At 59.6% G+C, this 17,640-nt stretch carries 6 protein-coding genes; all 6 read right to left on the reverse strand.

Features of this window, described 5'->3' with window-relative positions; all coding sequences use genetic code 11:
- Positions 1-502: 502 nt before the first annotated feature.
- The 6 genes from V2S85_RS24295 to V2S85_RS24320 all read right to left on the reverse strand — a co-directional run bounded on the left by V2S85_RS24295 (position 503) and on the right by V2S85_RS24320 (position 17,609).
- On the reverse strand, positions 503-1,285 hold the full coding sequence (locus tag V2S85_RS24295) for an HNH endonuclease (protein WP_271182354.1): 783 nt from the start codon (positions 1,283-1,285) through the stop codon (positions 503-505).
- A complete protein-coding gene (locus V2S85_RS24300; protein WP_330705374.1) occupies positions 1,282-3,228 on the reverse strand; it encodes a GmrSD restriction endonuclease domain-containing protein in 1,947 nt (648 codons plus the stop codon). The genes V2S85_RS24295 and V2S85_RS24300 overlap by 4 nt, the downstream gene beginning before the upstream one ends.
- Before the next feature lie 69 nt (positions 3,229-3,297).
- Positions 3,298-5,214 (reverse strand): hypothetical protein, encoded by a 1,917-nt coding sequence (locus tag V2S85_RS24305; RefSeq protein ID WP_330705375.1) that lies wholly within the window; start codon positions 5,212-5,214, stop codon positions 3,298-3,300.
- On the reverse strand, positions 5,198-9,661 hold the full coding sequence (locus V2S85_RS24310) for an Eco57I restriction-modification methylase domain-containing protein (RefSeq protein ID WP_330705376.1): 4,464 nt from the start codon (positions 9,659-9,661) through the stop codon (positions 5,198-5,200). The genes V2S85_RS24305 and V2S85_RS24310 overlap by 17 nt, the downstream gene beginning before the upstream one ends.
- Complete coding sequence (locus tag V2S85_RS24315) at positions 9,661-12,450, reverse strand: DEAD/DEAH box helicase (RefSeq protein WP_271182358.1); 2,790 nt, start codon at positions 12,448-12,450, stop codon at positions 9,661-9,663. The genes V2S85_RS24310 and V2S85_RS24315 overlap by 1 nt, the downstream gene beginning before the upstream one ends.
- A complete protein-coding gene (locus V2S85_RS24320) occupies positions 12,450-17,609 on the reverse strand; it encodes a DEAD/DEAH box helicase (protein ID WP_271182359.1) in 5,160 nt (1,719 codons plus the stop codon). Before V2S85_RS24320 ends, V2S85_RS24315 begins: the two co-directional genes overlap by 1 nt.
- Between the last annotated feature and the right edge of the window lie 31 nt (positions 17,610-17,640).

Consider the following 17,640-nt stretch of genomic DNA (forward strand, 5'->3'; position numbering starts at 1 on the left):
GGGCGTTCGTATCGAAACATGTTTCGAAATCAGTTTCATCTCTCACTGGTAACCTCGCCATTCATTGCGGCGAAACTTAACAACCTCGGAGCATCTGAAAATGTGGGGGATCTTTACCGCTTACGATCACAGCTCTGTGAGATGGTATGAAGGCCAAGGGTTATCCGGACGCGCAAGTCGCCATTATCAATCCCCTTGCCGGGGACGGTAACTATAAAGCTGCGCAGATGTCTTAAGTCCCGGAGAACGCCTTCTACCTCAATTTCATCCATAACTCGCCAGAATGACCTTCCTTAAGCAGCGCACGCATGTCTGAGTGCCCTACCCCGCGTTGATCAGATTGTCATGTGGCGCTGGCTGCCCATGCTGTTTTCGTCGCTGCGTTCTCCATGGTCAGGCAGGGGGGGATGCACCAGGATAGACTTCATGGGAAACCGCGTGGAGCTGACTGACGCATCCGAGATCGCCGACTTGGACGTGAATGTGCGAGGGCTAGCGGTTCCTAATCTGCGCACCACACGACTTCTCGATGCCACACCAAACGGTTGCGGTGGTCGTCGGTCAATGTCAGCGGCGCGGCATTATCCAAGTTTAGTGCCAAAATCTCTGCAGCGGTTAATCGGGGCGATCCTACAGCGACGCCATTGTCGTCAAATGTGATCAGGCCCGCATCGAATGCCGCGTCCCACAGGGATGACAACAGCAAGCCATTGTGGACGTTCAGCCGTTCCTGATCGTTTTCGCATCTGGCCCACGGGATAATATGCGAAGCGCGCAGCAATTCCGGGACGGTGATTCCGGTCAGGGGGCATGTGCTGTTCCAGTAGTTAAGTACGGCTGAGCGGAAGCGATCTTGCCCGATGCGGACTTTTTGTACCCGGTCAGCTTCTGTGTCACCCAGATGCGCGGTTTCTCGCAAAAATTCTTCAAATGGTAGAGTCGGTAGGCTGATGGACAGGCGGTAGACTGCGCTGACGGCAGCAAACAGTGCGTCGCGCGTGGGAAATGCGAAGGCGGCGGCGTGCCCTTTGGCGCACGGAGTGGCAGCCGGCGCGGAGAGTTCCCGCGCAGCACCAGGATGGGCCACTGACAGAAAGAATGGCCCTTCCATGCCCCGCGCTGTTGCTGCGACGGCAATTTCGCCCGGAGCGCTGGACGAGGTGAAGAAAAGCCACCCGGCGGCCTGGCCCATCGGAATGCGATAGCCTTGCCCCTTTGCGGCATCTTCGAGCTCGGACTCCAAGGCGAATGGGTAGGTGCGCAGGCGGTCGCCGGTGTTGATCATGCCGCCACCGGCTCACCAACGATTTCCTTGGTGACGTATGCTTTGAACGCGTCTGCATCAGCAAAGCAGCGGAAGCCGTTTGCATTTGCCAATGTAATCACCGCCGGATCAGCGCCTACGACAAGGGCTACCGCCTCTGTCAGTTCCTGCCGCAGGCCATTAGGCCAAGCCAAGTCCAGAACGGCGGCTTGCTCGCCAGATTCCGCCGTCACAATCTCATGAGCCATGACCCCTGACGGCAACCCCTGATCGGCAACCCATTGTTGCAGCGCCGACAGGGCCGCCTCTTCATTGGCGTCTGCTGGCCCGCTAACAATGGCCGCCGACGCGTGAACGGGCGCTGCGGTGGCGAGCCACCGTTCGGTCTCCCCATGGAGCAGGTCAGCCAACAGGTCGTTTGTCGCCTTGGCCAGCAGTTCGCGGCGAGCGGTTAGGAAATCGGCATAATTTTCAATCCGCCACAGTTGCGGATCCATCGGAACCCATTGCGAAGAAAGGGCGCCGGGGTGCCTTTCCTCGATGGCGGGAAAATAGGCTTCGGGTCGATCATCCAGAATGTCGAGATTGGCGCGTTTGGTCAGGAAGCAGAAGTTTGCGATCGCGTTGACCTCAGCGCGGCCATAGCCAGCCTCGTAGAGGCGAGCCTTAGGGAAAATGTGGTGGACTTCCAACTGACTGAGTTTGCCCAGCATCCCGGCCTTGAGGGGAAGACCGTTCCCCCAATCCTTTGCCTCCGCCATGCGCGTCAGCAGATATAATACAGGGTAGAATCGCGCGCCCAGGTTCCACCCGGTGAAGTGCCCCGGCTCAACCCGCAAGCCGCCATGCCAAAGGCGAAGAATGTCCAGCATGCGATCGAGCCCACCGGCATCCAGTGCTTCAAGATCGGCATCGATGAAGCTTTCGGTCGAACCTGAAAAGCGCCCCCACATGCCGGCCTGCACATACCAGAACAGCAACTTGTCGCGCTCTTTCTGGTCCATCGGTCCGGTTCGCTGATCGAGATAGCGCGCCATTACCGAAACCGCGCCGCGGCCGAACAGCACCCGATCATGATCCAGTCCAAGTCGACCCGAAATCAGGTTCAGCGCGGTATCTATATGGCGACTGGCGCGTTTCAAGGCATCCTGCACCTCGGGCGCAGTCTTGCCGTGCAAGTGCAGGAATTTCGCCTCACCGGTCAGCACGGTGTTCACCGAACGGAGCAGCCAGTCGAGCGAAAAATCGTACCCCGCCTGGCGCCATTTACCCAGTTGCACTTTCATCTCGGTCCGAGCCTGCGGCCAGTCGGCGCAGATTTTTGCCAGCGCCAGATCGCCTTTTGAAAGTTTGGTGCCGCCACTGTTCACTTTGTTGAAGATGTCGACCACGACGTCGAGCGTCATGTCGCCGCCCGTGATTTCCTCGATATGCAGATCGATGTCGCGAATGCCGAGCAGTTTGCTGAGGCGGCTGACATAGTCGCTTAGTTGCGGCGCGTGTTCAGGGCTGGTGGAGAGGGAGGTGATTATGGAACCCATGCCATCGTTACCCGCATTCAACAGCGCGGTGACATCAATCCAAAGGGGATCGTCGCGCATCATGATGGGCTGGTAAAATTGAAATTCTTCGCGACCGATATGAAAATACAGGCCGGCAAAGGCCTTTTCATTGCCGTCGAAAAACTGCGGCGGGCGCCCCCGGATTACACCATAGAGCGATGTTATCCGCTGCTGGCCATCGAGCAGCAGCTTGACCACACCCGGTGCAAGCTCGTGATCGCCGCGGTGCTGTGCCCCCTCGGACTGGGTGGCCCAGACGAGCAGGCCGCCGACCGGATGGCGCCGATAGAGCGACCCGAACAGGCCGCGCACTTGATCACCGCCCCAGACATAGCCGCGCTGGAATTCAGGCAGGGCCATGTGGCCGTTGTCGATGTAATTCAGAATGGTAGCGATTTGCACTGCCCAGCCCCTTCCGTGACGGCTTCCAAATTTGCTTGTCCATCTTAAGTACGAGACGAGATTAAAAGATCAGAAATCCATCCCGAACACGCGCTTGTCAGCAGGCGCGCCGTGAAGCTCCAAGCGTTGCCAGGGTTCCTTCTGGAATGCCTCCGGTGGTGCGGTCGTGGTGGTGACGATGTATTGGAAGAGGGGAGTTCCGCCGATCTCTTCCAGTTTCTGGCTCATCGTGAACAGCCTGTTGTAGATCGACAGGCCCAAGTCCGCTTCGCGCGGGCTATCATGGATGAGGAAGGCCGGAAGCTGGGTGCGCCCCTCGATTGTGAGAAGCAGCGTGGCAAGATCGAACGCGACGATCTTCAGAGAGTCCACAGCCGCTGTTGAGCGATCTCCCCCCATTTGAAAGCGGAGATTCAACTCGTTCTGCTCAAGGTCGATTTTACCGTTCGCCGTTTCCGGGATCAGGAATTTTAGGACCGCGTCGAACAGGAGCGAAAGGCGGTCTACATTCTGCAGCGCTGCCACGCGATGTTCTGATGCTGCATTGAGGTGTGTGCTCTGGAGCTGGACCAATTGTTCAATGGTATTAGTGCTGGTTTTCAGCTCGCCCAAATGGGTAGCGTAGCGCGTGCTCATGGTGATGTCGCCCTTGGCCGCAGACAGGCGCCTTGATTGGTCGACCAGCGCCCTCTCCAGCGCTATGACAGCCTCAGCAAGCGGCTTAGCCGCCTGTTGGGCGGCAGCAATCTGATACTTCACCGCTGAGATATTTGATTCCAAAGCCCCTATGTCGCCTGCGATCTCGGCGATTTTGCCGATAAGGTCATCTCGTTCCTGTTCCCGCTCCCGGACAAAATCCAAGGCTTTCTGGTCCATCCGCGTGCCGCACGTCTTGCAGACTGGATTTTGAGCATCGTAGACGTGGGTGTGGGCTTTCGCAGAGTTGTTATCGATGGTCTTCCGCAGTTCCGTCTTGGTAGCGAGATCTGCGTTTAAACCAGCTAACTGGTTCCCGAGCTGGGTCAGCGCCCTTTCAGCTCCATCCTTGTCTTCCCGAGCTTTGGTGAGCCTCTCATAGAGTTGCGGATCTGCTGCTGCCTCTGCCTGCACAACGGCCTCGGCCGCTTGAGCTTTCCAAAAATCGGCCTGTGCGTCCGATGCGCCAAATTTCTGGGATAGGTCCTCCTGCATATCCTCGACGAGATGCTGCAAACGTCGGCGCTGCCGCCTTGTCTGTTCAATTTTGACGGAGCACTCTTCGGCTAAGCGTGAGGCCTCCATTTCACCCGCTGACAAGGCATTGACGAGCAACCTGACAATCACAAGCCGATCCGCCTGCGACAATTGCCGCTGACGTGAAGCAGAGTGGGACTCGGTTTGTGCCGATCGCCATTCGAGCGCCGAAAGCAGCCGACACTCCTGGTCACGGGTCAGCCACGCCAGCGCAACTTCCCATGCCTCTTCGACAGGGTTCGCCAAGGGCATGCGGCTCGCAGCCTCTGGCATGAACGCCTGAGTGATCGCGTCGCACAGAGCACCGAGTCCAGTATGGGGCATTTCCCTGCCGAATGCAGCTTCGAGCACCTCACCCTTGGCGCAGTAGTGACGGTTATCGACACCAATTGGGCGGAGTACGACCCATGCCTCTCCATCAAGAACGACCTCAGCCCCGACATAACCATCGGGGATCTTGCGAGCGACCACCTCTCGCAGCGCGTGCGAGCCAAAGCTGTTTTCGCCGAGGCAGTAACGCAATAGGCGGCAAAAGCTGGTTTTACCGCCTCCATGTCCCATCGCCTCGTTTTCCGTGCCCGAATCTGGTGACCAGATGATGTTCAGCCCCGGCCTAAGCGTTACAGCGCGGATCGGATCACCCACGCCGCGCCAAATGACCAGGCGCCGCACCCATAGGCGCGGGCCGCCTTTTCCAGCGGCGGGTTGGACATCATCGATAGAGATGGCGAGGAGATCAGGCTGCTGCGGCAATCCATTCCCTTTCTTCCTGCGGCAAGGCGGCGATTGCGTTCTGGGTTACGATATTGCGCATCGCATGAAGCGCGAAGGCGGCGCGCCCGTCGGCCCAGGCCAGAGGGGCGTAATGGTAGATTTCGGCGCCCCGATCCCACATGCGGCTTTGCGCGTTGTAGAGGATCGAGCGCTCGGCGCGGAGTTGATCAACAGCATCACGGAAAGCCTGCGACGAGGCAGCACTGAAGACTGCGACGTTGGGAGTCGCTTGCAGGTTTACCTGATCTCCAACAAGCCGCTGCCACTGCGCCTGCATATCTGGAGTCAGATAGTGCATCAGCAGGTGCGGCTTGGCTGCGAACAAGGCGGTAAGCCGAACGTCGAGCGGGGCGACCGGGCCGACCGTCTTTTTCATAATTGCTGCGAAGATGTGCCGGACATCGATTGCGGTGCCGACACGGTGATCCCATGCACCATCCGACACCGTGCTGACATCCGGGGCTGCAGCGGCCAATTGGTCATAAGCAGTGAGAACGAGGCGTTGGGTGCGGTATTCGCCGTACTTCCTGATCTCGTTGTTTCGCAAGACGCGAAAGGTTTCGCTGGGGTAATCGGGGCCCATCACGTCCTTGGGATCGAGCACATAGCGCAGTTCGTCGCGCGTAAGGCCATAAGCCAGCGCGTACCAAGCATCGAGTTCGGCGCGCAGTTCGGCGCGGCGGTCTTCGTCCCATGCAAATGGTGCCCCTTCATAGCCCAGATCGCGGGCGATGGGAGCCATGGAATGGCTGGTGTAGGTCAGTTCCAGCACGCGCGGAACGATGTAGGCGATATCGGTCTCACTGTAAGCGCTGGGTGGGAGGATAGGGAATTGTTTGAGGTAAAAATAGGTCAACGAACTCCCGCTAAGTTTCTGGCGCGCAACAAAATCATGAACCATACAAATTAAATTTGCGAGCAATGCTGATTGAAGTTCAACTGATTTCTTGGTTCGGAGCAATGGCAATTTATGGTTGGCGCCGACAATAGGCATCCATGTGGCTATCACGGTCCTTTCAACAGATGAAAGGCTAATGTCTCGCCAACCCATCAAAGCGCTGCTGCATGCTTTGTCGACCTCATACCGATCTGCGACAGAAACTCGGTCAATCCAATATCTGGGCGTTACCTCGTATTCGATACGCCGCTTTTCGGCGACGCTAGTGTCTCGGACTTCGATGCCGTCATATGTTGCCCAACGATGGTCAAAGTGATGGATCATTTTGGCTTCGTAGAGTGGCACCATACGGGCGGTGGCCTTCACCCAATCCATACCTTCACGCACCCACCCGTCAGCGGTAAGCTGCGCGGCAGTACGGAAAAGGCTACTGTCGTTCGACATGTGGAACATTGTCAGAAACGACACTTCCCAAGGATTGCCTTGCATGCCCATCGCATCGTTTATCAGCACCGGCACGCGTTCATAAATGGAAGCGGTGAGTGCTGCGTCTTGTTGCGAGCGGAAAACGGGAGCCGTCTTAGTGTTGGGATTTATTCGGGCGATCTGATCAGGGTCCAGAGAAAATCGGCGTTCAGGGACGTTGATTTCAGAGAGTGCCCGGAACGAAAATACGAAATTTGGACTTACATCTGCAAATCCGATCGTCAGTAAGCAAAACGACTTGCGATCATCTGTTCCCTTGAACCACTGGCGAACTTCATAGGCGCTATATAGAGAAATAATTCTCTTCTTTGCTGTAAGATGCCCGAAGAATGGCGCTGTAGTAGCGTCGGTTGCAATGCCGGTGGGTGCAATTACCCCCGCCCGCCCGCTCGCTCGCGTAAGGTTCAGGAAATGCTCAGTAAATAGTGCGTAAGTATTTACGTCGCCACGCCCAGTCCATGGAAAGCGCCGCGCCTTGCCGACCTTTGCTGGATCGATCTTAGTCGGATCCTGATCTCTTGGCGAAGTGCAGAATATCGAAGATGCCTCGGCAACGCGCTTGGCGGTCTCAAATGCTTTGTGCAAAGCATAGGCGGGCGTATCGTGCTGGGCGGTCGCCAGCGCCTTGATCATTGCTCCACGCGCCGCCGCATTGGGCGCACTGGCAATTTCGAGATCGCGGCTCGCAAAAAACTCCTGCTCTTGAAGCTTGATCCGCTCCCACGGCGGATTGCCCAGCACCACATCAAACCCGCCGCGTGCAATGATCACCTCGGGAAAGGCCAGGGGCCAATGGAACGCGCGGGTCAATTCGGCCGCATTGACCGCTGCGCCTTCCAGCGGGTCATAGATGTTGCCGCCGCCCATGCGCGTGCGCAAATGGCCGGTGGTGGGGATCATCGCATTGCCGCTGCTGGTGGGCACGCCGCCAGTCTTGGGCAGCAGGAAGGCCGCGACATAAAGATCGCAGGCCACCTTGGTGGCATAGCGGCGCGGGTCGTTGGCCCATGCGAGGAACTTCTCCCGTTTGGCCTTGATTTGTGCCACGGTATCTTCAGGCAGGTGGCGCAAATCGTCCATCTGCGCGGCCAGTCTGGCCGGAGGCAGGCCACCGCCGCCAAGGCCGAAATCGAACATGCCTTGTCCGGCTTTTTCGGCCTTGTTGCGCTTGGCAAAGTGTTTGGCGGTTTCTTTGTCGTCGCCGGTCAGCGGTTTGTAGGCATCGTCGGGAATGCCCTCTTCTAGCGCGGCAAGGTCGAACACACCCAGCAGGCTATCGCCGCACTGCAAGTTGGCATCGAGGAAGCCCAAAGGCTTGCCCGGTTCCACCGTCTCGATCCACAGCGCCACCTTGGCGAGTTCCACCGCCATCGGGTTGCGGTCCACGCCGTGAATGCAGTTCCGCACCACATCGCGCATGGCGGCGTTGTAATCCGGCGCATCAGGGTTTCGCAGTTGGGCCAACCGGTTCGCCACCCGGCGCGCCGCGCCAAGCAGGAAGTGACCCGATCCGCAGGCCGGATCAATGATGTTGAGATCAAGGATGGCATCAACGCCGCCTTTGGCCTCGGCACGGTCGAGCACAGGATCAAGCGCGCTGTCGAGCAGACACTGCACCAGAGTATCGGGTGTGTAGTAGCTGCCAGACGTCTTGCGGGCATTGCCTCGCGCTTCCGCACCGCCAGCGAAGCTGAAGGTGTGCCCGGCATCCTCGCGCATGGGCACGAGTTCGAGCAGGCCTTCGTAGACGCTGCCCAGTTCCTCGGTCGCCATGTCGCGCCAGTTGATGCGGACACGGCGGCTGTCATCGATCAACCACGCAAGCTTGTAGGCGGCGGTGAGAAAGGCGCGGTTGGGGATCTCCGCGGTATCGAGATCGGGGGTTAGGCCTTGATCGAACAGCCCGCCCAATGCGGGCAAGCCCAACCGCGGCTCGCCTTGGACCATCGCGCGAAATACGACCTTGGCGCCTTCCCATGCATCGTAATGGTGGTCGTGGGCGTGGCGCTTGATCGAGCGGTCGCGTAGATGGGCAAAGCCATAGTTGGCAGCATAAAGGTCGCGCGTTGCCTTTGGCGTGGCGGGCGGATGCAGCAAGTCGCGGTCTTCGGCCACGGCGAGGAAGATCATCCGATAGACGACGCGCAGCATCTGCTCAAACAGGTGTGGCAAGGGCAGTTCGTTGCTGTCGAGCCGTGTGCGGATGGCTGGGTTAGCTTTGAGAAGGCCTTGGCCCAGCGCTAGCAAGGCGTCCTCCACGTTCACACGCAGGCGATCACGCGCGGCTGTGCCAGCACGCATACCGGCCTCGCGCCAGCGTTCGAGCGAGCTGTCGCTTTGGGCTGCCCCTTCCGCGCCAAAGCGTGAGGCGTGGATCAGCAGCCACAGCGCCGTGAAGTCGGCGAACATGTCGTCGCGGAAGATCGCGGCAAGGTCGACCTCAATCCATGCCGGGCGGGTCAGGCTGGCGTTGTCGCGCATCAGGCGCAAGCGGTCGCCCGCGAATACCAGGCCCCACAGGGCAGCATCGTTGGCATTGAGCCAGTCTTGCAGAAGCACGGTGGGTGACCGGCGATGGATGCGCCCGCTTTCGCCATCGCCAAATTCCGGCAGCGCGCGGGCGAAGCCATCACCCGGCACACCTTTGACTAGCGGCGCGGGAGGCGCGACCACGATGGGCACACGACCGCCCTTGGCTTCCCAGGCGATGGTGAAGCGGCGATCCTCGCGATGGTGAACGTGCGGGCCGGTCAGGGCAAAGCCAAAAGCCTGCTCCAGCAAGCCTTTGGCGAAGGTTGCGGTCTGAGTCGTGGTGGGATCAGCAAGGCGATTGAACGTCTGCCAATGCGCCTGAGCAATGCGGAAATAGCGCGTGATTTCATCGCGCAGATTGGTGCCCTTGGGGCAGCCATAGTCGGCAGCCATTTTGACGTCGGGCGCAGCGGAGGCGATGGCCTGCACCTGATCGGGGGAAATCAGGCCCCCTTCGATGGTGATGGCGGCAAGGCCCAGATCGGCGCTGCGTTTGGCGGCGCGAGACATCAGTTCAACTCCGGAAGCAAGACATAGAGGCCGATAATGTCGGCCGGAAGGACCGGGTTGACCTTTACTGTCGCACCACCGCCCGCCGCCTCGGTCAGGCGGATATGATCGTAGGACAAAGCCTCGGCGCGGGTTTGCGCAAAGGCTTCGATCGCACTGGTGTAACTGGGCAATCGGCTGTGAGCATTGTCGATCTGGCGCAGCCTTGCATCGGTATCGATGTCGCTGGATGCGGCTTGTTCCAGCAAGGCCAGGGCTTGATCGGCGAAGGCTACGGGCTCCGTACCCAGTCCGGCAAAGGCAACGGCGGTCGCTTCTTCAGCCAGCAGCAGGCGGTTGGTGCGTCCGCTGGTCACAAGCTGGTAGCGCAGCCGCAGCAAAAGTAGCGTCGTCATCTGGGCAACAGCGCGGGTGCGCCAGACACCCGCACGGCCAAGGGCCTTGCCTTCGGCGGCTTGCGGGTCGAGCGCGCCTTCGGCCAGCGTTTCGGCCATAATCGCGACCGCGGGATGAACCCGGCCGACATGGGTGACACCAGGGTTTGGATCATCGAGGAAGCTGATCCGGCGCGTGCCTTTGAGACCGCGCTGCCCCAACCTGTCGCGCATCGCATCGGGCAGGAAATCGATATGCAAGCGCGCATGATCGGCCAGCTTTTCCAGGGGCGCGCCGAGGCGCTGAAGGGCGCGCTCGGTAAACCGGGCGACTTCGGTGGGGCCGCCATTCAGTGCGCGCATTTTGTTCCATTCGGGCAGGACTTCGTCCGGCTTCAGTGCGCCTTGGGCATAACGCGACCGGCTTGCCTTTGCGTTTTCGGCGGTGTCGCGCCATTGCCGTTCAAATCGCTGGGCAGCGGGGCCGAAATCGAAGGTGAGCTGGCTTTTGGCATTACCGCCCCGGCGCAGCATCACGGCCTGCATCAAGGCGGACGTCACGCTTTCCTGATCTTCGGGCATTGGCACTGCCACGCCTGTGGCTTTGCGGATTTCGTCGGCCTTGCGCAGGATTACATCGAGCACCGCACCATCGATGGCGCTGTTTTCGCCATACATCATCAAGGAGCGAACGATTGGCGCCTGTTGTCCAAAGCGATCGACACGACCTTCACGTTGCTGATGTCGGGTTGGATTCCAGCTCAGATCGTAATGAATGACCGTGTCGAACAAGCTTTGCAGGTTGATGCCCTCAGACAGGCAGTCGGTGGCTACGAGGATGCGATTGTCGGAAACGTCGAGCGCTTCGACCCGATTGCGGCGCTCATCGGGGGCGAGGGTGCCGGTGACCACTGCCAGGGCCGCCTTGGAGAATTCTGCGCGCAGAACTTCACCCAAAGCCTCGGCCGTAGCGATGAAGCGGCAGAAGATGACCGGCTTGGCGCCGGCCTTCATCAAAGGCCGCAATTCGGCCAGAAGTTGTTTCAGCTTAGGGTCCTGTGCGGTGCGCGATGCGAGCGATTGTGCCCGTTCGATCAGCGCGCGCAATGCGGCGGTTTCTTCGCTGTCTTCAATAGCGGTAGCGGGTTCGATATCGCTTTCGATAAGCACGCCATCTTCGGCATCGAAAACGACCGGCTCAATGGCGTCTTCTTCGGCCATGCCGCTCAATCGATTGCTCAGGGCGCTGACAGCCGCAGCGGGAGACGACCCGACACAGCGCATCAGGGCCAACGTGCCCCAGAATGCCAGGCGGCGATGCCGTTGATCCGTGCCTGCTCGCTCGGTGACGGTGAAGCAGTAATCAAGCACTTCTTCCTGAAATGCTGCGAAATCACCGTTGAGCGTGAATGGCGATTCCTTGGTTTCATGTTTGGCAAAGGCGCGCTGCTCGTCCCAGCCATCCTGAATATCTGGCCGGCGGCGCTGAATGAGATGCTGCGCTAGGCGGCGCGCATAACGCTCCCGGGCATTGGCATCGCCACCATTCGGGCCGCCCGCCAGTTCTTTATGCACCAAGCCAAGCAAGCGGTCATAGGCGACCACGTCGCCACTGTGCGGCGTGGCCGTCAGCAGCAGCAGATGGCGTTCAGGATCGGTGGCGATCCTCTCGAGCAAGTCATAGCGCTGGTGCTTGCCGCGTTCGTTGCCGACACAGCTATGGGCTTCATCGACGATGACAAATGGCGGGCAGGCTCGGGCGAATTCGTCGCGACGGCTGTCGGCCTTTATGTAATCGAGGCTCACGACCGTAAACGGATAGGCATCGAACAGGCTTTGCGACGTGGGAAGGCCGCGTTCCAGACCTCGGGCCTTGGCCGCGGTCACTGCGACGGCATCGATATCGAATTTTTCGGCCAGCTCGGTGACCCATTGATCGACGAGATGCGGCGGGCAAAGCACGGCAAAACGATCGACCAGCCCGCGATCGAGCCATTCGCGCAGAATCATGCCGGATTCGATGGTCTTGCCGATACCGACGTCGTCCGCGATCAGCAGGCGCGCCACATGCAGCTTGAGCGCCATCATCAACGGGACGAGCTGATAGGCGCGCGGTTCGACACCCAGATGGGCGGCGCTGCGAAATGGGCCTGCGCCGCGCCGGAGTGACAAACGCAGCGCGTCTGCCAGCAATTTCGCACCATCCTGCGTATCGAGCCGGTCTGCGGTAGGGGCCGCGAAGCTGGCTGGCTCTACGGGCGACGATTCAAGCTCTGGAATGATGATCTGGGCATCGTCGTCGCTGCCCGAAAGGGGGCGCACATTGAGCATTCCCTCACCCGGCGAGGGCAGGACAATCCATTCGCGCCCGCGCGCACGCACCATATCGCCGGGGGCAAAAACAACCGCGTTCATTATGATACTCCAAGGGCGGTGCGCAAAGCGGCCGGGGCTTCATCTCCCGGCGAAGCGAGCAGATCGATCACATCGAGAATTCCAAGCGATGCCGCTTCGGCCTTGATCTCGTCTGAAGCACCGCCGGGAACGGCGAGAACGTCCTTAGCAGACCAATAGAGCGAGAATTCGCCCTGTGGCAGCCGCAGCGTGGTGGGTTTTGGGAATCCCCAGCGCAGAACGGCGTGCAGCCAAGGATCGCCGCCACTGTCGGCAGCGATATCACCGACAGTGGCATTGGTAAGCGCGCGCAAGAAGCCGAGCATACCAGGATGGCGACGGTCGATCATCTCGTGGTCGGGCTGGTTGAAGTACGAGAGGATGCAGCGATAGCAGCCTGCCACGCAGGCATCAGTAGAATGCAGCTCTTCGTCGTCGAACGGGGGCTGATAATGCATCAGCTTGAGGGCTTCGGCGGCCACTTCGGCGACCTTGGCAGGGTCGGCAATCAGGCGGTTGAGAACGCCTGCGCCACCCTCGGTCGCTTCGTATAGCAAAATGGCGTTGCGCAAATCGCGGTTAGGCAGTGGTTCGCCCAGGATTTCGCCCTCTTCCAGTTCAAAAACGAGCTGGATGCCCCGGATCAGCGCGTGCTGGAGCGTCGCCATATCCTCGACATTCAAGGGGGCGCGGGGTTGCAGGAGCATCGCGTTCTTGTGGTCTTCTACAATCGGCACGATGCGTTGTGGCTTGGCCTGGGTGGGATCGCCCATGCCTTCATCATCATCGCCATTTGATGGATCGGCCAACCATCGGCCAGTATTGGGATCGATGAAAAAGCCGAAGATCGATTTGGATTTGCGGCGGCGCAAACCTTTGTTGATCCGAGACAGTTTGGTGGCCGCGCCATAGTCAAGCCGCAGCAGTTCCTGCCCATCGGCAACGAGCAGGCAGGAGCGGATGTCAGGTTCGCCGGCCTGCATAGGCCATTGAAATACCGTCTGGATCTCAAAGCCGCGGCGCTGCCGGTCTTCGTCGTTGGCGGTGATGCGCTCTGCCGGCGCGGTCTCTACGTTGTCGATGCGCAGCACCGTATCCAAACGCTCGGCGCCACCCAGGGATGTATCGCAGGCGTGGCAGCGTTCCTGTAATTCGTCGGTATGGCCCGCACCGCATTGCGGGCAGAGGATCAGCGTCGATGTGGTCAGCTGATTGTTGTCGAGCCGATCGCGCGCGGGCAGCTTGGCCTTGGTCACACGGAAGGCCCGGCCTTCGTGGTAGATCATGCTGTTGGGGCCGAACTCGGCGATGGCCAGGAACCGGGGACGCTGCAGAACCGCGCTGCGTGTCGCCGGAATGAAGGCATAGAGCGGCAGGCGGGGGAAGTTGTAGCCCGGCAGGAAGCCTTCGGTGGCGAGATAGCGATAGGTGTAGAAGTCCGAGCCGTTGCTGGCGCGCCCGGTTTCAAGGATTTCGAGCTCGCGCGAAGCATTGCGGTAGCGGGTTGCCGCAGCGGTGCGTTCCCCAGCCTTCAGGCCGACCTTGTTCTGGATCGCGTGAGCGAGATCCTGTTCGCGCCTTGCGCTGCTATGCAGATCACGCCAGCGTTTGAAGGCATGACTGAATTCGGACAGCGCTTGCCGATCAACCTGATCAACGAAAGCATCGACATCTGCGAGCCAGGGCGCGTTCTTAAGGTCGACAGCCGACAGCATCGAGCCAATCAAACGGCGCATGATCGGGCGGGCAGCGCCGCTTTGGGCAACTGCTGCCAGTCCGGCCGCGATTTCCGGGGCAACCGGCTTATCGTCGCCGGCCATATCGAGGTTTTCCGGGATCGACGATTTGAGCGGGACAGTGGCTACGGCCAGCCATTCAGCATGAAGATGGCTGCGCAAAAGATCCTGGTTGGCAAGATCCAACGCCGGTGGCCGAACCACACCCGCGACGAGCGCGGGCTGATCCTTGAAGTAATATTGATCATGCGGCGATTGCGACGCGCAATAGATGACCACCAGCGCGGCTTGCCCACTGCGGCCCGCACGACCAGCGCGCTGCGCATAGTTGGCAGGCGTTGGCGGCACATTGCGAAGGTAGACCGCGTTGAGCGCGCTGATATCTACCCCGAGTTCCATTGTCGGTGAGCAGAACATCGCAGGCAGGAAGGTGTCGGGCTCGCCCTCTTGCCGCATTGCTTCATGATTGTCGGCAAGGCGCTTGCGGTCCGGACCTTCGTAACGAAAGCGGTCTTCGCGCCACGAACGGACGTCCTGATCGACCTGCGCTGTGTGTTCGCGCGCCTCAAAGCTGTAGGGCAGATCACCGTTGTGCCCCAGCATTTCCGCGACTTGCTCATAGAGGCTGCGGAAAAATGGGTTTTGGCGCTTGCCGTCACGCCGGGCAGTTGCCTCGCGCAGGCGGATCGCGGTCGGGGCCATCCGCCAGGCTGGCGCTTCATATCCGACATTGACCCGGCGAACGAATTGATGAGCCTCAGCCGCTTGAAGCAGCGTCTCGATCATCTCATCGTATTCTCTGGCCGGAACCTGCTCATTCCAGATGCGGGTGTGCCGTAGTTCCTTGCCAAGCTTGCTCTGACGACCTGCCCGCAGGATCAACGCAGCCTCTGTAGCCTTGATCGTACCGCTGCGAGGAGGCGTGATCATCAGGAATCCGGCCTGCCTCAGACTCTTCTCCTCTTCGCGGTCAATGGCCCATGGCAAGCGGAGCCGATTGCGAGAGACTTCGGCAGATTGGCGGACCTTGCCCGGGTCGAGCGCATCGGTAGCAACGGCAAGGCCTTGGCGCATATTGTCGAACAGTCGCTCAAACAACTGCCGCCTGATATCTGGCGACGCCTCCGCCAACCGGGGGCATGAGCGGAATTCCTCGTCGTCATGAATCAGGTCATCGAGGCCTGGGAAATGCGCCTCGATGAGGCCAACCTCTTCAAGGTTGGGATTGGTATACCTCCAGCCTCGACGCAGGTCGGCCCAAAGCCTGTGTGCAAGGATGTCGGACAGCGTTTCCTGGGCCTCCTGGCGATTTTGATACCCTTTCGCTTTGGGATCGAGCATCCATTCGGCGAGGCGGCTTGGCTCATCGAGATCGAAACCGAGCGCAAGGCGTACAGCTTCACCAAAGCGATCAGGCTTCAACCCTTGTGGCCCGGCGGCGCGGACCGCGCGCAAGATGGCAGCACGCAGCAAGGTGACGAAAATGAAGTCGTTGAAATGGCCAGCCTGAAGCGCGGCATCCTGGCGATTGTCGGTAAAACCGAGCAGCTTGCGCGTGTATGGCGCGAGCGAGCTATCTTGCTCCATCCAGGCCAGAATGGTCGCAACGATCAGTGTTGTCGTCGAGCTGCGACCCTCTGCCGACAATCCAGCAAGCTTGTTGATTTCTCGAGCCTGTGGCGCAGGCTGATACCCACATTCAGGACAAAAGCGGTACTGGCCCGAGAAGAACCAGGCCGGAACGCCGTCGTCGGCGAAGCTACCGTCAGGCCTGACATGCACAAGCCGCCCCTCGTGCTTGTTTCGATGGTTGGATTTGAGCCGCAGCACGCCAGATGCCGTTTGCTCTTGCCATTCATCGGGGTAATCTTCGGTGGCACCGCCGAATTTGAAGCCAAGGTTGACCGCAGGCACCAGATAGCCGGTTTCAGTGCCATCAGGCTCGGCTTCATCCTTGGTCGGCTCATCGATGGGGCGCGCAATGACGCGCCTTTCGCCATCGACGCTCGCAATCGAAACGCTGTGATGTTCCTGGCCGCATTCCCGGCAGAAGTAGAGAGGGTACAGTCGTGCGTTCTCATCCTCGGGCAAAAACTTTTGCCCTTCGAGGCTGACCCGTCGCCACTCTGCAGGCTCAAGCGTTGCATAGGCCTTGCCTGCACCGGAAATGAAACGGTGCAATTTGAATGCCAGAAATGCACGGTCCGATGTGCCGCCGCGTTCGTCTTCCCGTTTACCCATCATGGCAAGCATGGCGGCAATTGCTCGCTCACAGTCGGGGACAGGCAATCCGATTTGGGCGCTGAGGCCCTCGGCGGCCTTGAGCATCGTCATCGGCGACCGCCGTCGACGCTTTTCCCCTTCTTCGATTCCGACCTGCGTCTCAATCCAGCAGGCGAGCGGATGGGTTTCGAGTTCGGCATTTGATAGGGCAGCCGGCAGAGGGTGAAGCACTGCTTGGCGCAGTGGTGCGATCAGGGTCTCCGCCTTGATCGCATAGGACGTTGCGCGGTCCAGATCTTCGTCGATTACCCCGCCGAATTGAGAGATCGGTTGGCCGAAGAGCGTCGTCGCGACTTCAGCTACGGCCTTCGCTCTGTCCAATTCATCGGCCGAGCTTGACATCGTGGCCGATGTGCCGATGCAGATGAGATCCTTTGACGGGGTGAGGCGTTGCTTCACGCGGCGAACCAGCATGGCAACGTCAGCACCCTGACGACCGCGATAGGTGTGCAGCTCGTCAAGGACCAGGAAGTCGAGACCCTGGGCGTTGGCAATCACGGCCTGATCAAGCCGTTCCTGCCGCGTCATGAGTAGCTCGAGCATCATGAAGTTGGTCAGCAAGATGTCCGGCTTGTCACGCGAGATTTGTTGACGTTCTTCGTCAGTCTCCTGACCGGTATAGCGGGCGACCGTTGGTTTCAAATGGGCCGACAACCCGGCAGCCACCGCCTCATCAACGAATTTTCGGATCTCACCGAGTTGCGAATTTGCCAAGGCATTCATCGGGTAGATGATGATCGCTCTTGTGCGCGGCTCTTCGCCAGCCTTCTTTGCGCGGATTATGGCATCGACGATGGGTACGAAAAAGCAGAGCGATTTGCCGGAGCCGGTGCCAGTCGTGACGACAAAACTCTCGGAATTGCGGGCTTTTGCAACCGCACGTTGCTGATGCCGATGTAGCCTGATTGGCATGCGGTTGGGGCCAGCGGCGAATATCGAGACGAGGTCAGGCTCAATCACGCCCTCTGATGCCAACTCGTCAATCGATTTGCCGGGTTCGTAACGGGGATTGATCGTTACGAGTGGGTCGGGCCAGAACTTCTTTTCATCGTAAACAGCGCGGATCTGCTGATCGATTTCTGGCGCCTTGATAGTGGAGAAAGAGCGGGCGAACGAAGCGTAGCGATCAACTAATGCGCGATCGAGTTCAAAAATATTCACGACTACCCCTGCGCATCCTGCCGAAAATGTT

It is taken from the genome of Novosphingobium resinovorum (assembly GCF_036352595.1).
In the GTDB taxonomy this organism is placed as follows: Bacteria; Pseudomonadota; Alphaproteobacteria; order Sphingomonadales; family Sphingomonadaceae; genus Novosphingobium; species Novosphingobium resinovorum_B.